This window comes from Colwellia hornerae, from assembly GCF_007954355.1.
Classification (GTDB): Bacteria; Pseudomonadota; Gammaproteobacteria; order Enterobacterales; family Alteromonadaceae; genus Colwellia_A; species Colwellia_A hornerae.
Window position 1 is genome coordinate 14073 of the sequence record NZ_VOLR01000007.1, and the last position, 16277, is coordinate 30349.

Annotated in this window: 16 protein-coding genes; 4 read left to right on the forward strand and 12 right to left on the reverse strand. The window is 38.2% G+C overall.

Translation table 11 applies throughout. The features are described from left to right. Positions 1-264: 264 nt before the first annotated feature. Together ESZ26_RS06160 and ESZ26_RS06165 are read right to left on the reverse strand one after the other, a co-directional pair. Positions 265-2523: an ATP-binding protein gene (locus ESZ26_RS06160; protein WP_146798880.1), complete on the reverse strand. Its 2259-nt coding sequence runs from the start codon at positions 2521-2523 to the stop codon at positions 265-267. Positions 2524-2559: 36 nt separating this feature from the next. Then, entirely contained in the window at positions 2560-2829 is a 270-nt protein-coding gene (locus ESZ26_RS06165; RefSeq protein WP_146798881.1) for a hypothetical protein, read from the reverse strand. A 676-nt stretch (positions 2830-3505) separates the two neighbouring features. Between ESZ26_RS06165 and adk the strand changes: the two genes are divergently transcribed. After that, on the forward strand, positions 3506-4150 hold the full coding sequence (adk, locus tag ESZ26_RS06170; protein WP_146798882.1) for an adenylate kinase: 645 nt from the start codon (positions 3506-3508) through the stop codon (positions 4148-4150). A gap of 147 nt (positions 4151-4297) precedes the next feature. Further along, positions 4298-4699, forward strand: a complete 402-nt coding sequence (locus tag ESZ26_RS06175) for an MAPEG family protein (protein ID WP_146798883.1) — start codon at positions 4298-4300, stop codon at positions 4697-4699. Positions 4700-4804: 105 nt separating this feature from the next. Here the strand turns inward: ESZ26_RS06175 and ESZ26_RS06180 are convergent, their stop codons facing one another. From ESZ26_RS06180 to hisG, 10 genes are all read right to left on the reverse strand, one after another. Beyond that, positions 4805-5266 carry a GNAT family N-acetyltransferase gene (locus ESZ26_RS06180; RefSeq protein ID WP_146798884.1) on the reverse strand — a complete coding sequence of 154 codons (462 nt, stop codon included), beginning with the start codon at positions 5264-5266 and terminating at the stop codon, positions 4805-4807. 202 nt (positions 5267-5468) lie between these two features. Further along, positions 5469-5765 (reverse strand): hypothetical protein, encoded by a 297-nt coding sequence (locus ESZ26_RS06185; RefSeq protein WP_146798885.1) that lies wholly within the window; start codon positions 5763-5765, stop codon positions 5469-5471. A gap of 310 nt (positions 5766-6075) precedes the next feature. Then, on the reverse strand, positions 6076-6696 hold the full coding sequence (hisIE, locus tag ESZ26_RS06190; RefSeq protein ID WP_146798886.1) for a bifunctional phosphoribosyl-AMP cyclohydrolase/phosphoribosyl-ATP diphosphatase HisIE: 621 nt from the start codon (positions 6694-6696) through the stop codon (positions 6076-6078). Continuing rightward, complete coding sequence (gene hisF / locus ESZ26_RS06195) at positions 6690-7466, reverse strand: imidazole glycerol phosphate synthase subunit HisF (protein WP_146798887.1); 777 nt, start codon at positions 7464-7466, stop codon at positions 6690-6692. The genes hisIE and hisF overlap by 7 nt, the downstream gene beginning before the upstream one ends. Before the next feature lie 61 nt (positions 7467-7527). Continuing rightward, complete coding sequence (hisA, locus tag ESZ26_RS06200) at positions 7528-8265, reverse strand: 1-(5-phosphoribosyl)-5-[(5-phosphoribosylamino)methylideneamino]imidazole-4-carboxamide isomerase (protein WP_146798888.1); 738 nt, start codon at positions 8263-8265, stop codon at positions 7528-7530. Continuing rightward, on the reverse strand, positions 8262-8885 hold the full coding sequence (gene hisH, locus ESZ26_RS06205; RefSeq protein WP_223271570.1) for an imidazole glycerol phosphate synthase subunit HisH: 624 nt from the start codon (positions 8883-8885) through the stop codon (positions 8262-8264). The genes hisA and hisH overlap by 4 nt, the downstream gene beginning before the upstream one ends. Next, on the reverse strand, positions 8885-9967 hold the full coding sequence (gene hisB / locus ESZ26_RS06210) for a bifunctional histidinol-phosphatase/imidazoleglycerol-phosphate dehydratase HisB (RefSeq protein ID WP_146798889.1): 1083 nt from the start codon (positions 9965-9967) through the stop codon (positions 8885-8887). Before hisB ends, hisH begins: the two co-directional genes overlap by 1 nt. A gap of 1 nt (position 9968) precedes the next feature. Next, a complete protein-coding gene (hisC, locus tag ESZ26_RS06215) occupies positions 9969-11075 on the reverse strand; it encodes a histidinol-phosphate transaminase (RefSeq protein ID WP_146798890.1) in 1107 nt (368 codons plus the stop codon). Between the two features lie 2 nt (positions 11076-11077). Further along, positions 11078-12376, reverse strand: coding sequence for a histidinol dehydrogenase (hisD, locus tag ESZ26_RS06220; protein ID WP_146798891.1), 1299 nt, complete (start codon positions 12374-12376; stop codon positions 11078-11080). A 92-nt stretch (positions 12377-12468) separates the two neighbouring features. Beyond that, positions 12469-13368 (reverse strand): ATP phosphoribosyltransferase, encoded by a 900-nt coding sequence (gene hisG / locus ESZ26_RS06225; RefSeq protein WP_146798892.1) that lies wholly within the window; start codon positions 13366-13368, stop codon positions 12469-12471. 474 nt (positions 13369-13842) lie between these two features. Here hisG and ESZ26_RS06230 point away from each other — a divergent pair, with 474 nt between their 5' ends. Both ESZ26_RS06230 and yoaA read left to right on the forward strand, forming a co-directional pair. After that, complete coding sequence (locus ESZ26_RS06230) at positions 13843-14199, forward strand: hypothetical protein (RefSeq protein WP_146798893.1); 357 nt, start codon at positions 13843-13845, stop codon at positions 14197-14199. A 96-nt stretch (positions 14200-14295) separates the two neighbouring features. Continuing rightward, on the forward strand, positions 14296-16224 hold the full coding sequence (yoaA, locus tag ESZ26_RS06235; RefSeq protein WP_146798894.1) for a DNA repair helicase YoaA: 1929 nt from the start codon (positions 14296-14298) through the stop codon (positions 16222-16224). Positions 16225-16277: the final 53 nt, after the last annotated feature.

Sequence of the window (16277 nt, forward strand, 5' to 3'; positions counted from 1 at the left end):
ATAATACAATGGAACAACAACATACTAGACCCACTAGGCTAGTATATACTTTCACTTGAACTGATTAATTAAAAACAACAGGGCAAGACTCATCTCAACATCAAGGTTATAGCTAGCATAGCCAGTTATTTTGCCTTTAACAGTTTTTCTTATCTGATAGTAGGGGTGACCTATAGTAACTGTTAATAGTAACCTGTGGACATTGAGAATTAACTAAGCATGTAAGTAACTGCTTTGATTTTTAAATATCCGTCATTAATATCACTAGTCTTTAATAGGCATTGTACTAGTTAAAAAACTTTGTAATAGCGTATAAATTTCATGAACATCAATAGGCTTACCTAAACAATGATCAAATCCGGCTTGTTGGTACTTTTTAATATCGTGCGCCATAACATTTGCTGTTAATGCAATGATTGGAATATTTGGATGACTCTTTTTAATGGCTTTACATGCTTCAACGCCATCCATATTTGGCATTTGAATATCCATAAAAATCAAATCAGGTAGTAGTTTGTCGACCTCTACTATTGCCTCTATGCCGTCATTTGCAATACGTATGGTGGCTTTAGTTGGGCGAACAACAGCATTAAAGACTTTTTGGTTTATTTTATTGTCTTCTGCCAAGAGAATATTGAGTTCTCCTGCTTGTGGCGTTTGGGCTTTTTTCAATGCTAACTTGCTATGACTTTTCAATGTGGTTTTCTTTAATGGTAATACCACACTAAAAATAGAGCCAACATTTTCCTCACTGATGACCGTAATATCGCCACCCATCAAATTTGTTAATTGCTTTGCAATAGACAAACCTAGACCTGTACCACCATAATTTCTCGTTGTGGAAGTATCCGCTTGTTCATAACGGATAAAGAGCTTTTTAATTTGAGCTTTAGATATCCCAATTCCCGTGTCTTTGACTTCAAAGACCACGTTTTCATCTCTTTCCATAAGCGTGATGCTAACTTCACCTTTAGCGGTAAATTTAAGCGCATTAGAAATTAAATTTACAATAATTTGCCTTAATCTTACCGGATCTGTTAACCAGTATGTATAAAAGTCTTTTTCCATGGAAAAGGTTAAGGTAATACCTTGCTGTTTTGCTAAAAAGGACAGTTCAAAAGTAATAGATTTGAACTGTTCGCCAAGGTTAGTTGGCAGTGACTCTAAGCTAATATTGTTTGATTGGATTTTAGATAAATCTAAAATATCATTTATAATTGACAGAAGATTTTTAGAGGAGATAATACCTATATCAACTAATTCTTTTGATGAATCAGACAAACTTTCTCGTTTAAGTACTTGTAATGAGCCTAACACACCATTCATTGGTGTACGGATTTCGTGACTCATATTAGATAAAAATTCGCTTTTAGCTTGATTGGCCTTTTCAGCGGTCAACGTTGCTTTTTCTGCATCTATTTTAGCTGCTATCGCCAATGATTTTGCCTCACGTAAGCCTACCTCAGCCTTAACTCTTGTTTGGACTTCATTTTTTAGTTTTAGATACATTTTGTATTGAAAGATCACTAAAATAAAAATAATAAATAGCACCGTTGCCAGTGTGATACTGGCTTGCTCTGACTTCAATAACAGTTGCTCGACAACTAGCCTACTTTTTTGTTCTTCATCAATGACTTTTTTTAGGGTATTTCTGACATCAATAATATTATTTTGCTGGTTGGTTTTTATCGTTAAGTATTTTTTCCACCAGAATTTATCTTGCAAGGTTATTGCCTTACTATAGTCTTTGCTATTAAAGGCCAGTATTGATTCAATCTCAATAAATTCGTCGGGGGTAGCTAAATCTTGCTGTGCATTAAAATAGTGTTTGGCTACATTGAGATAATACAAAGACATTTGCTCATTTTTTTCTGTTGCATAATAAAATGAGATGACAGTATTTAACCAAGCTTGCCAAAATTCATCATCAGTTGTGACTGATTTTATATAGGTTATTGTCTGTGCGGGAATACTTTCTTTGAGTCGGGCTTTATTATCTAAGTAAGCTAATAAAAGTAATACTTTACTGCTTTCATCTTTTTCTTTTTTTGCCAGTTTTAATAACTCATTAGCGACTCGATTGGCAATAATAATTTCGTTTACACCAGTTAAATGCCATTGTAAATTATATAAAAAAGAAGCTTTATTAATGACGTAATTGTGTTTGTTTGATGAGCGCAATAACAGCAAAGTTAAATCAACATATTCATTTGCATCTTTAGAAATAGCCGATAACGCCCACAGCATAGCAAATTCTTCAAAAGAGTAATTTGATTGCCCGATTATTTTTTGTAGGCTATTACGCAGTATCTGATTTTCTAAAATAGGAAAATCTTCTCTGATAGCTGTCATAGCAAAGGCAATATCATAGTGAATTTTTGCGTGCTGGCTGATTAATGTTGGGTAAAGTGTGCTTAATTTTTTATGTGCGACGTCAGATGAATCTTGTAGGTTTATTTCGCCAACGATTAAATAAATTTTGGCAATTTCAATCGCACTTTTATTTTTAATTTGCTTGGCCAAAACACTGAGACGCTGACTACAGGTTTTTACGTCACTTTATTGATCGGCAAACATGCTGTAGACACAAGATTGAATCAGTAACTTGATTTTTTGATCACTGTCATCAATGGCCGCTAAGCGAGTTACTAACCTTTCTTGAAAATAGTCTGTTGAATACTTTTGTTGGTTTAATAAACTTATGATTTCATCAACATCTTCACTGACTATGTCCTTTGAAAAGACAGACGTTGCCATTAATAAGCTGGCGACAAGGCAAAATATAATGGTGAAAAAAGTATTTTTACAATATCTATTTTTCTGATTCATTGCTACTTTCCATAAAATTTATCGTGTGATTACTCATTATTACCACATAAATTTATAAGGGTAATATTGTCAACAAGCAATAGGGGGAACTACCTAGAAGCGTTAATTAAAAGTATCGTTAACGCTTAACTTTAAATATAAAATACCTTAAGTGTTAATAAATTAATCTTTTACACTCAAGCACAATGCCCCATCAGTAGGCTACTACGCAAGCTTTACCTTAAATGATGTTAGTCCAGAATATCCACTGAATGAGCCATTAAATTTTCCCCCTGTTAGTTGTATGGTTAAGGTAAAGCTGGATTATGGCAATATCACAGCAGAGAAAGGTAACTTATTACCTAAGTGCTTGGAGATTTGACTTTTATCACAAGGGTTGTTGTTTATATAAGTGGACTCAGTAGTTCTTGTTCGCTTGCTCCTTCGCTGATTATATTTTTGTGAATTATTTTTAGATGGCTTATTAAACCACTATAAACCCATAGACTTTAGTATAAAAAATAGCTTTTTAGCGCCTTTTTTGATGATAGAACGGTAATGCTACTTGTTTGACTACAATTGAACTTGTATAGTGTTGCACAATCAAAAAAATACTCATTTGGCTGTTATATTCGAGATATTTTGTACACCAGTACAACAGCCTAATTAGTATATTAAACATATAAGGCAATATTTTATGCGCATTATTTTATTAGGTGCTCCGGGCGCTGGCAAAGGCACTCAAGCACAATTCCTAATGGCTAAATTTGGTATTCCACAAATTTCTACCGGTGACATGTTACGTGCTGCTATTAAAGCGGGTACTGATCTGGGTAAGAAAGCTAAAGCAGTGATGGATGCTGGGCAATTAGTTTCTGATGATCTGATTATTGGTTTAGTCAAAGAACGTATTACACAAGATGATTGTAAAGCGGGTTTTTTGCTTGACGGTTTTCCTCGTACAATTCCACAAGCGGATGCCATGAAAGATAACGGTGTTTCAGTTGACAGTGTTGTTGAATTTGATGTTCCTGATGAAGTCATTGTTGATCGCATGAGTGGTCGTCGTGTTCATGCGGGTTCTGGTCGTGTTTATCATTTAGTTTACAATCCGCCTAAAGTTGCAGGTAAAGATGACGAAACCGGAGATGACTTATCTATTCGTCCTGATGATGAAGAAGCCACTGTTCGCAAGCGTTTAGGTATTTACCATGAGCAAACTAAGCCATTAGTAGCCTATTACCAAGCTGAAGCAAAAGCAGGTGCATGTTCATATCTAACGATTGACGGCACTAAGCCGGTTGAAGAAGTCAGTGCTTTACTTGCTAACGAATTAAGTTAGTTTTATTGGGATATTGCTATAATCACCTGCGTTGAAAAATGTATGGTAAAAGTTCGCTTCGGCGAACTTTTTTGTTTTTCTTCTATCAATATAAATTTTAGAACGTAAACTATATATCCTCATCTATAAATAATAAGAAGAAATTCAATGGTAGTCAGTTTATCAATAACCGGTCTTTATACGAGTTTGTTGGCACTTTTATTTGTTGGTTTAGCCATCAATATTATTCGTCTACGTTTACGGTTCAAAGCCGGTATTGGTGACGGTGGTCATCAACCTTTAGCCAAAGCTATTCGTGTACATGGAAATTTTGCCGAATACATCCCGATGGCGCTGTTAATGTTGGGTATCTATGAAGTGAACGGTGCAAGCCCGATAGTGTTGCATGCATTAGGCGCGATGTTATTTATTGGCCGTGTTTTTCATGCCGTAGGACTTTCAAAAACTACCGGGGTTTCTAAGCAGCGTCAAATAGGCATGCTATCACTATTCCTTGTTATGCTTATACTAGCGGTTGAAAACATCCGCTTATTTATTACTGCCGTTTAGCGAGTACCCCAATTTTTCGAGTTTATACATAGCCTCAAATAAGCAAGTTATTGCTATGCTCATTTGAGGCTATGCTTGCATTAGCCGTTGAATAAATACGTTTATTTACTCGCTAACTTTTAACATAGCGATGTGCGGAATATCATCTTCGAGATACATGGCAGAGACACGTTCAAAGCCGTGTTTACCATAAAAGCTTTCAAGGTGTTCTTGTGCTGAGATTTTTACTTGCTGATCAGGGAAATATTGCTGGCAAACGCTTAAAGCTTTAGTCATTAATTGATGACCTAAACCTGTGCCTCTAGCATGAGGGGCGACAATGACTCGGCCAATAGCAATATAATCGTCGTAACTTTGCCCTTTCGCTAAAATACGTAAATAACCGGCAATCTTACCTTCTAGATAACAAAATAGGTGTACGGTATCATCGTGCCGGTCAATATCATCAATGTCAGCATAAAAACAAGTTTGCTCAACGACAAAAACATCAATACGAAGTTTTAATATTTCGTACAGTTCATCGATATTGAGCGTTTTAAAACGTTTTACCTGCCAAGCGATTGTCATTAAACTTTACCTATTACTATTATCAGAAAACAGCTTATTTTTTCATGGTTTATGCTTTAGGTAAAGTTAATAACAGCCATTTAATTAATTAGCTGGTTTACTTTATATACAAAGAAAACGGCGATATATATAAGGTTTATTTTAATATTGAATTGTTTTACCCAGAAAAATGATCAGATGTTTATTGATATAGTTTTTATACCTAGTGATGAAGTACCTGTAAATAGCCATGGTAGCTTTTACTGATTAAATAACTTGAAATCTCTTGACGATATTTACTAATATCTATATCGGGGAACTCAATATACATTGCCTCTTTTAATGAAATATCATCAAGAAAAAGTAAGTAACCCAAAGGTAAGTAGGTAGGAGAAAAGTTGTGTTGAAAGATTGTCGTGCGAACTTCAGAAGCGGTATAGAATTCTTTACAACCAAAATCACGTTCGAGTGTAGGCAACAATTTTGTGCCATAACTTTTTATTGACCAGTATTTAAACATTGCTATTCCTTAGCTGTTTTGTTGTCCATTTTGCGCTGAAAAAATATACGCCTTTCTCTGTGGATGTCAATAACTTTAATCGTTTATTTGTTTTTATTATCATATATGATAGGGGCTGTAGGTAAGAATGTGCAAATTATGCTAATAATAGTTTAGGTTTAAAATGTTAATTTTTGGGGGCAATAAAAATAGCTTTACTAAAGGCTTGGGTAATTTTATTTTATCTGAGGTCTGTCGAGCGATTAAAAAATTTATAAAGGTAGCTGTTTATAAAATCAGTTATAAACAGCCAACTTAATATTAACTTTACTTATTTGTTATGGCGTTTTTGTAGCACTGCCATCACTTCAGATACTTCAATATTTTGATCTTGAAGTAAAACGAGCGTGTGGTAGAACAAGTCAGCACATTCCCCGAGTAAGTCTTCTTTGGTTTCAGCAACAGCAGCGAGTGCAACCTCAACACCTTCTTCGCCGACTTTCTGCGCTATCTTAGTCGTACCTCGTGAAAATAAATGCGCGGTATAACTGCTTTCAGGATCGCCACCTTTTCTACTAGCAATAACTTGCTCTAATTCGCTGAGGAAATTTTGCTGCGTTAACTTCTGCTCAGGAAAGCAAGACTCAGTCCCCAAATGACAGCTTGGACCAATAGGGCGACAAGCAATTAACAAACTATCGTTATCACAATCGGTTAGAACCTGACTAACATTGAGAAAATTCCCTGATGTCTCACCTTTCACCCAAAGGGCTTGTTTTGAGCGACTAAAGAATGTGGCTTTACCCGTAGTTAACGTTGCTTTGAGGGATGCTTCATTCATATAACCTTGCATTAAAATAGCGCCGGTATCTTGATGCTGAATAATCGCTGGTATTAAACTGTCCATTTTAGCCCAAGCTAATTCGGTGATATTTTCTAGGGTTACTAGCATAATCTTATCTCTATATTTTGATTCTTCAATGTTTGTTTTAAATCGTTTATCTCAATAATGCCTTTATGGAAAACACTTGCAGCAAGTGCGCCATCTACATCGGCTTGTTTGAAAACGTCAGCGAAATGCGATATTTCACCGGCACCACCTGATGCTATTAAAGGCACATTACACACCGCACGTGCTTTTTGTAATTGCGCAATATCATAGCCTTGGCGAACACCATCTTGGTTCATACAATTTAAAACGATTTCACCGGCGCCACGTCGTTGAACTTCTTTGATCCAATCAAAGGTTGTCCACTTGGTTTGTTGGGTGCGATTTTCATCACCAGTAAACTGATAAACCTGATACAAACCGGTTTCTTTATCATAAAAGCTGTCAATGCCGACCACAATACACTGTTGGCCAAAAACATCTGCCAAACGAGATATCAAGCTAGGGTCACGTAAAGCAGGGGAGTTCACTGATATTTTATCAGCGCCCATCATTAAGATTTCTTTTGCATCTTGCTCGGTTTTTATACCACCGGCAACACAAAAGGGTATATCGATGACTTCAGCAATACGGCTAACCCAGCTTTTATCAACCACTCTATTATCAGAGCTAGCGGTGATATCATAAAAAACTAATTCATCAGCACCTGCAGCAGCATATTTTTGGGCGAGTGGTACAATATCACCAATAATTTCATGGTTTCTAAATTGGACACCCTTAACTACTTTGCCATCACGTACATCGAGACAAGGAATAATTCTTTTTGCTAACATAAAACTTCAACCTTTGTACTTTGCTCAATCAATGCAAGATTCAAGGCATCAAGCCGATAACTTAAGCGTTTGGCCAACATGCAATTGCCTCCTCAAGTGTGAATTTACCTTCAAGTAACGAACGACCTAAAATAACACCACTAACACCGGTTGGAATTAAAGCCTTAATATCGTCAAGGCTGCCAATACCGCCTGAAGCTTGCCATTGAATCTCTGGATATTTCGCGCAAACCTCGCTATACAAATCGACATTGGTACCTGTTAACGTACCGTCTTTACTGATATCAGTACATAGTACGTGTTTAATGCCAGCGTTTTGGTATTGAGCAAGTAGGTCTTCTAAATTAACGCCGCTGTCTTCAATCCAGCCGTGAGTAGGAAGGGTTTTATTGCCTGCAGCATCAATTTTAATATCTAGGGCTAAAACAATTTTTTCACAACCATAGGTTTTTAACCACTGAGTAACCAGTTCAGGTTGCTTAATCGCTAAACTACCAATCACGACACGGTCTGCACCTAATGCCAGTAGTTGTTTAACATCGTCTTCACAACGTATTCCACCACCGACTTGAATCGTCATTGTTGGATGCTTTACCACGGTTTTTAAGGTTTCAAGTTGGCGTTTTGTTGAGTCTTTAGCACCGTCTAAATCAACGAAGTGCATTACGGTTGCGCCTGACTTTGCGTAAGCTTGTTGGCGCTCTTGCACTGTGTATTGGTAATTAGTTTTTTGACTGTAATCACCTTGAAATAATCGTACGACTTGACCATCGATTAGATCAATTGCTGGGATCATCATAGGGCTAACTCCAAAAAATTCTTAATAATTTTACTGCCTAATTTACTTGAACGCTCGGGATGGAATTGACAGCCAATAAAATTATCTTTGGCGATCACCGCGGAGAAGCTAGAGCCATATTGACAAGTGGCTAAGGTATATTCACTTATTGGCGCGGCAAAACTATGGACAAAATAAAAGTAGTCACCGATATTTATACCTTGAAATACTGGGTGGTCGGTAACAGATGTTAAGGTGTTCCAACCCATATGCGGCAATCTATTATTTTCAGCGTTGAGCGGTATAATATCAGTATGAATGATACCCAAACACTCAACTTTTTCGCCATCGCTACTTTCTACTGACGAGTCACACATTAGTTGCATACCTAAACAAAAGCCCAATACTGGCTGAGTTAAGTTTTGCAACGTTTCAACCAGTCCTTTAGCGCGAATGTTTGCCATGGCATGTTTTGCCGTGCCAACACCTGGCAGTATCACTTTGTCGGCATTTTTAATGAGGGTAATATCGTCAGTGATGGTCACTTTAAAGCCCAAACGTTCTACCGCAAACTTAACTGAAGAAAGATTGGCACAGCCAGTATCAACAATAACGTTCATCATTGTTTTATCAACAGACATCACAGGGTACCTTTGGTGCTAGGTAGCACATCACCACTTACCGTAATGGCTTGGCGTAACGCTCGGCCAAACACTTTAAATAAGCTTTCTACCTGGTGATGACAATTACCTTCGGTTGTTGAAAGGTGCAGGGTAATCGCCATAGAGTCGGCAAGTGAACGGAAAAAGTGTGAAACCATTTGCGTTGACATGTTGCCTACTCGGTTATCGGTAAAATCGGCATCAAATTCAAGCCACGGACGACCCGATAAATCGATAGAACATTCAGCTCGACATTCATCCATTGGCAGTACAAAGCCAAAACGACCGATACCACGTTTGTCGCCTAATGCTTTTCTTAGTGCTTGGCCAAGTGCCAGTGCCGTATCTTCAACGCTGTGGTGCTCATCTATGTGGTAATCACCATCGACACTTACTTCCAATGAAAAACCACCATGGGCAGCGATTTGCTCGAGCATGTGATCGAAGAAGCCTAAGCCGGTGTTAATTTTTACCGTGCCAACTTTATCTAAATTAACCGCAACGTTAATATTGGTTTCTTTAGTGGTACGAACAACTTTCGCTTCACGTTCTTGTTGGTTCAATAATTGTGCTGAAATTGCCAACCAATTTAAGCTTTCTCTATTATATTTTATTCCGCGAATACCCATGTTAGCCGCAAGTTGTATATCGGTATCTCGATCGCCAATTACAAAAGAGTTTTCGAAGTTTACTTTCCCTTGCTGTAAGTAATCACTTACTAAGCCAAGTTTAGGCTTACGACAACTGCAATTCTCATTGTCAAAATGCGGACAAAGTAACACATCGTCAAATATAACGCCTTGTGAGGAAAAAATATCCATCATCTTGTTATGGGGTAAATCAAAGTCGGCTTGTGGATAACTTGTCGTTCCTAAGCCATCTTGGTTTGACACCATCACTAAGCGGAAACCCTTTTTTTGCAGTGCTAATAACACTGGAATAACGTCAGGCTCAAAAACCAATTTTTCAAGGGTATCTACTTGCTTATCAGAAATAGGTTCTTCAATTAAAGTGCCATCTCTGTCGATAAATAGTATGTTTTGTTTTTTTGTATTGAGCATTTTATGTCTCTTTTACTGCATTAATAATCGTTTGTTTTAGTAGCGATAATTCACGTTCACTACCTATGCTAATACGTAAACAATCGGCTAATTGTTGTTGCGCAGATTGGTCGCGAATTAAAATACCTTGTTGTCTTAGGCAATCGAAAATAAAGTTTTTAGTCTCTGTATCTACGGCGCGAAATAAAATAAAGTTTGCATCACTGTTAAAAACTTTAGCACACCAGTCTTGGTCTTTCAGCCAATCAAATAATTGGCGACGTAAAATTACAGTTTCTTGAACACGGATACTTACTTGTTCAAGCGCTAGTTTTGCTAATGCTTTACTGGCAATGTCAGCTACTGGCGCTGATATTGGATAAGGGGCGATAACCTTACTCAGCATAGTGATAATATCAGCATTAGCCAAAGTAAAGCCACAGCGTAAACCCGCTAAGGCAAATGCTTTCGATAAGGTTCTAAGAATCACTAATTGCGGATAATCTTTTAACCAGCTTGCGGTACTAGTTTCAGGACTAAATTCAATATAAGCTTCATCAACAACAACAATTGCGCTGTCACCAAACATATCAAGTACGGTTCGAATTGAATCTGTGGTTAATACATTACCGGTCGGATTACCCGGTGAGCATAAAAACACCACTTTAACGTTACCCACTTGAGATCTTATCGATTCAACATCAAGTTGGTTATCCACTAATGGCACGCGCATAATATCTGCACCGTGATTTTCTGCACTAATGGCATACATACCATAGGTGGGTGGACAAATTAATATACTATCTTGATAAGCTTTACAAAAAGTACGGATTATCAGTTCAATGCCTTCATCAGCACCGCGCGTGGCAAGAATATTAGCAGGCGATAATCCGGCATATTCACTATAAGCATTGATTAAGTTGTCAGGCTGAAAATCAGGATAGCGGTTTATGCAACTGCTCTCTATAGTGTATATTCCGGGACCTGATGCTTCATTGGCATTAAGCCAAATTTTATTACTTGTCGCAGATGATGAGTCACTTCCGCTTGCATAAAGTCGTCTTGCTGATTGATACGGCACCATATCAACAAGTTCTGCACGAGCAAGTTTATCGGCTATTGTTGACATGATTATTCCTCTAACCTGATGGTTACTGCGCGTTTGTGGCCGTCCAGTCCCTCGGCATCGGTGAGCTCAGTGATGCATTCGGCAATATTCATCAAGCCTTGTTTAGTGATTTCTTGCACGGTAAATCGTCGAGAAAAATCGGCTAACGATAAACTAGAAATTACTTTTGAATAACCGTAAGTCGGTAAAACATGATTGGTACCACTGGCATAATCGCCTGCAGACTCTGGCGTATATTCACCGACAAATATCGAACCAGCATTGCGTAAGGTTTTTAATAACTCTTGGGCATTATTGGTTTGAATAATTAAATGTTCAGGCGCATAAAGGTTAGAGACTTCAACTGCTTTTGATAAACTTTCCACTAAAATCAAACGGCTTTGCGTAAGCGCTTGTTCTGCTATTGTCCGGCGAGAGAGCACCGCGACTTGTTTAAGTAATTCATTTTGAACGTTCGCAATTAATTCAGCACTGTCAGACAATAAAATAACTTGGCTATCTGGGCCGTGTTCAGCTTGAGAAAGCAAGTCAGCAGCGACAAAACTTGCCTTTGCATTGGCATCAGCAATCACTAAAACTTCAGAAGGACCTGCGGGCATATCTATGGCAAAGCCGTTTACTTGTTGAGCGAGTTGTTTTTTTGCTTCGGTAACGTACTTATTACCCGGGCCAAATATTTTATTGACCGGCTTTATGGTTTCTGTGCCAAAAGCCATCGCGGCACAACCATGGGCGCCACCGACTGTGTAAATTTCATCAATTTCACATAATCTTGCGGCAACTAGAATTTCATCAGCTAGCTTACCATTGATATCGGGAGGGCAAACTAAAACAGTACGCGGACATTGGGCTAACTGTGAAGGCACGCCAAGCATTAGTACCGTTGACGGCAAAGGAGCAGAGCCGGCAGGAATATATAAACCGACACTTTCTATCGCTTCAGTTTTTAAGGTACAACGAACGCCAGGAGCTGTTTCTACAGTAATGTCATCACATATTTGTGCTTGGTGAAAACGCTTGATTTGACCATAAGCCGTTTCAATGGCTTTTAATCTTTTAGCGGACAATGCTGCTCTGGCGGCGACTATCTGTTCATCAGTAACGGTTAATGTGGTTAGCTTTATACCATCAAATTTTTCCGTTAATTCATAAAGCGCTTTATCGCCATTTCGCTTCACGTTATTTAATATGTTTTCAACTTGCTGTGAAAGTAAACCACTCTCACTTATCGCAGGTCGAGCAAGTGCTGATTGTTGCTCTCTTTTTGATAATGCTTGCCAATCGATCATTTTATTTATCATTACTTTTAACCTTAATACTTTACTTGCCGTGAAAGGTACTCTAGATCTTTGGCATTACAGCAATGGCGATGTAATGCCAAAGGTGATGCGCATTAACCCATCATTTTTTCAATTGGCATAACTAATATAGAGTTACAACCGAGTGCATTGAGTTTTTCCATCGTTTCCCAAAAAAATGTTTCGGTAGCGACAACATGAACAGCAACTAAATCATCGCGACCGGCCAAAGGTAAAATTGTCGGCGTTTCTTTACCTGGCATTAAGGCACTTACTTCGGCTATTTTATCTTTTGGCGCATGCAACATAATGTATTTACTTTCTTTTGCTTTCATTACCCCTTGAATGCGTGGCAACAAGGTATCGAGAATACTTTGCTTTTCACTACATAAAGCACTCGCTGTTTGTATGAGCGATGCTTTAGATTTAAAAATTTCTTCTACTTCCACTAAACCGTTCGCTTCGAGCGTCGCACCCGTTGAAACCAAATCACAAATACCGTCAGACAAACCGACACGTGGCGCAACTTCAACAGAGCCTTTTAATAAACAAAACTCAACATTAATGCCTTGCTCTTTCGCATAACGATTGAGTAGTTGTGGGTAGGTCGTAGCAAAGCGTAAACCGTCTAAACTTTTGATGCCCTGATAATCAAAGCCTTCAGGCATGGCAATAGATAAGCGACAGCCACCAAAATTAAGCTGTGAAGTGCGAATGTATTGAGACTTTTGGCCCATCAATTCACGCTCTAGTGCCGCTTCTTCTAAGGTGTTGTCACCAACAATACCTAAATCACAAACCCCATCCATCACTAAACCTGGGATATCAGAGCTACGTACGCGCATGATATCGATAGGCATATTAGCAACATGTGCTAATAAACGTCGGTCGGTAACATTGAGCGTTAAACCACAACGTTTGAGTAAAGCTTGAGTGTCGTCACTTAAACGACCTGATTTTTGCATAGCAATGCGTAAGCGAGTTTCTGTTGTCATGTCTGTATTTCCTTTAATAAAGCGTTGGCCAAAATTCTAGTACGTGTATATACAATTTCAAGGCCTATAAAATGCGAAAAACCCCCGAGAGAGATAGACTCTTTCGGGGGTTAAATCTGAGTTATACAACTCGCCGAAAGGTCACAGCCCCTCAGCGAATGAACCTGAGCAGCTAATCGATATGGTGATGATGGCGATGTAGTGTGCTTAGGTTAATATTCATATTATACTCATAGTTTGTTTTGTTATTTAACGAACAAGTGGTAGCCACTTTAAGCGCTAAATGGGTTAGATAATCTGACGAAAAATTGATTTCGTGAGGATTATTCTCTAGTGGCTTTACAGTACTGATTATTTTTATAATGAGCAAGTAATAAATAAACAGTTCTTATAAAATAATCGCATAAGGTAATAAAGAATTGTCTAAAGTAGTCGATAATTAAGTAACGAGTTTAATAAAAGGACAAGTGACTGATGGATATTTTTACCACAGTATTAACGCGTGTTGTATCGGTGCAGATTAAACCTGAACGTCTGCGTGTTAAGGCGCTATCTAAAGAGCCTGCGATTAACGAATTGACCGATGATTTGGATCACCTTGAAAATCATGATCATTATGTTGCCTTGGATAAAAAAAATTCAGATAAAAAACAACAGCAGAAAAATAAAAACAACCATCGACAAACGCCTTCAGTGATTACCGATGATATTGTAGATAATCACCATGATGATACAGAGCATGTGATCACCCACAAAGATGAGCTTACTCATCCTAAAAAGAGCCATGATGAACCTGATGAGGATATTGCTCATTTGGATATTTTTGTTTAAATTTTTTGATGTTCACCTTCTCATTAACAGAATGTATATTTCTCTCTGGCTTTTTATTCTTTATACTGGTGATAATATTTATCAGTAGTAATTTATATGACCCTAGTTGAACAAGCATTTTCATCCTCAGGTATTCTCGCTAAAGTACTTAATGGCTATTCTCCTAGGCAGGCGCAAATTGATATGGCGATAGATGTTGAACGCGCCATAGCACAAAAGAGTTGCTTAATTGTAGAAGCGGGTACAGGAACAGGAAAAACCTTTGCTTACTTGATCCCGTCTTTACTCTCTGAAAAAAAAGTTATAATTTCTACCGGCACTAAAAACCTACAAGAACAGTTATATCATAAAGATATTCCACTTATTCGTAATGCCATGGCTACCAATACGCAGATTGCTCTGCTAAAAGGGCGTGCCAATTACTTATGTATATATCGGCTTGAACTTTATGTAAAAGAGCGTGGTCAGTTAGATGCGGCAATGTTGACTGACTTTGTCAAAATTCGCACTTGGGCAACGTCGACTCGCAGCGGCGATATTGGCGAGATTGTTGATGTAGCTGAAGACTCGGGCATATTTCCTTATGTGACCAGTACCACAGATAATTGTTTGGCAAAAGATTGCCCTAACTTTGATGATTGTTATTTAGTACAAGCTCGAAAAAAGGCAATTGAAGCAGATGTTTTAGTTGTTAATCACCACTTGTTTTTTGCCGATATGGCTTTAAAAGACACTGGCTTTGGCGAACTGATCCCCAAAGCTGATGTCGTTATTTTTGACGAAGCCCATCAAATCCCTGATATTGCCAGTGAATACTTTGGAGACGCTTTTTCTACCAAGCAAATCCTTGATTTATGTTCTGACGTTATGCAAATATATAAAACAACCTTGACCGATGTGAAGCAATTAGGTCGAGCTGCCGAAAAGTGCCAAAAAGCGGCACAAGAATTTCGGTTACTCTTTTTTCATGATCCTGAACGTGGCAACTGGCGAGAAAAATATGCCCAGCCAAGATTTAAACAGGCTTTTGCCGCATTAAAAACAGATTTAGACTTTCTCTATCAAGTGATTAAGTTATGTATTTCTCGTAATGAAGCCATTGATAATTGCTATGATCGTGCCGTGGACATACTCGCTAAATACGACATTATGGCGAATGTTGATATCGATGGTATGAGCTTTTGGTATGAAACAACCCGGCGGCATGTGGTTTTACATTTAACGCCGTTGAGTGTTGCCGACAAATTCAGTGACTATATTGCTAAGTCTGAAGCGGGTTGGGTTTTTACCTCAGCAACGTTGGCGGTTAATGGCGGCTTTGAGCACTTTTCTCAGCAATTAGGTTTAAATATAGCAAAAACTAAAGCCGCAACCTTACTTGTTGATAGCCCATTTGATTATCAAGCGCAGTCGCAGCTAATTGTACCACGCTACTTACCCGCTGCTCAGCACCATAGTCGAGCACTAGCGCTGGCTGAATTAGCTATACCGTTAATAACAGCAAGTAAAGGCGCTTGCTTTTTATTATTCACTAGCTATCGGATGTTAAACCAAGTTGCAGATATCTTAGCGGAAAAGATTGAATCACCCTTATTAGTTCAAGGGCGGATGAGTAAAGGGCTTTTGTTAGCCGCGTTTATTGAAAATCCACAAGCAATTTTATTAGCAACCGCAAGTTTTTGGGAAGGGGTTGATGTTAGAGGCGATAAATTAACTTGTGTCATTATAGATAAACTCCCCTTCGCTTCACCCGATGACCCGATGTTACAGGCGCGTTGTGAAGATGTTCGCCGCCGAGGCGGCGATCCTTTTGCTGAGATCCAATTACCACAAGCCGTTATTGCATTAAAACAGGGGGTTGGTCGTTTAATTCGAGATGTAACCGACCAAGGTGTCATGGTAATATGTGATGATAGATTAGTGAATCGTCCTTATGGCGAAGTTTTTTTAAAAAGTTTACCGACGATGAAGCGCAGTAGAGATATTACACAAGCGAGTGAATTTCTTACTTCACTATCAAAGTAATGGTTAATGACCAAGCGATCAGTGAATTTCTTAATTTACTATCAAAGTAATGG

What these genes read in the sequence shown, in the direction of transcription:
- hisD (WP_146798891.1), bottom strand. Translation starts at nt 12,376, where the DNA reads ATGATAAATAAAATGATCGATTGGCAAGCATTATCAAAAAGAGAGCAA.
- hisG (WP_146798892.1), bottom strand. Translation starts at nt 13,368, where the DNA reads ATGACAACAGAAACTCGCTTACGCATTGCTATGCAAAAATCAGGTCGT.
- ESZ26_RS06185 (WP_146798885.1), bottom strand. Translation starts at nt 5,765, where the DNA reads ATGTTTAAATACTGGTCAATAAAAAGTTATGGCACAAAATTGTTGCCT.
- ESZ26_RS06230 (WP_146798893.1), top strand. Translation starts at nt 13,843, where the DNA reads ATGGATATTTTTACCACAGTATTAACGCGTGTTGTATCGGTGCAGATT.
- ESZ26_RS06175 (WP_146798883.1), top strand. Translation starts at nt 4,298, where the DNA reads ATGGTAGTCAGTTTATCAATAACCGGTCTTTATACGAGTTTGTTGGCA.
- hisB (WP_146798889.1), bottom strand. Translation starts at nt 9,967, where the DNA reads ATGCTCAATACAAAAAAACAAAACATACTATTTATCGACAGAGATGGC.
- hisF (WP_146798887.1), bottom strand. Translation starts at nt 7,466, where the DNA reads ATGTTAGCAAAAAGAATTATTCCTTGTCTCGATGTACGTGATGGCAAA.
- hisIE (WP_146798886.1), bottom strand. Translation starts at nt 6,696, where the DNA reads ATGCTAGTAACCCTAGAAAATATCACCGAATTAGCTTGGGCTAAAATG.
- hisA (WP_146798888.1), bottom strand. Translation starts at nt 8,265, where the DNA reads ATGATGATCCCAGCAATTGATCTAATCGATGGTCAAGTCGTACGATTA.
- ESZ26_RS06165 (WP_146798881.1), bottom strand. Translation starts at nt 2,829, where the DNA reads ATGAATCAGAAAAATAGATATTGTAAAAATACTTTTTTCACCATTATA.
- hisH (WP_223271570.1), bottom strand. Translation starts at nt 8,885, where the DNA reads ATGTCTGTTGATAAAACAATGATGAACGTTATTGTTGATACTGGCTGT.
- adk (WP_146798882.1), top strand. Translation starts at nt 3,506, where the DNA reads ATGCGCATTATTTTATTAGGTGCTCCGGGCGCTGGCAAAGGCACTCAA.
- hisC (WP_146798890.1), bottom strand. Translation starts at nt 11,075, where the DNA reads ATGTCAACAATAGCCGATAAACTTGCTCGTGCAGAACTTGTTGATATG.
- yoaA (WP_146798894.1), top strand. Translation starts at nt 14,296, where the DNA reads ATGACCCTAGTTGAACAAGCATTTTCATCCTCAGGTATTCTCGCTAAA.
- ESZ26_RS06180 (WP_146798884.1), bottom strand. Translation starts at nt 5,266, where the DNA reads ATGACAATCGCTTGGCAGGTAAAACGTTTTAAAACGCTCAATATCGAT.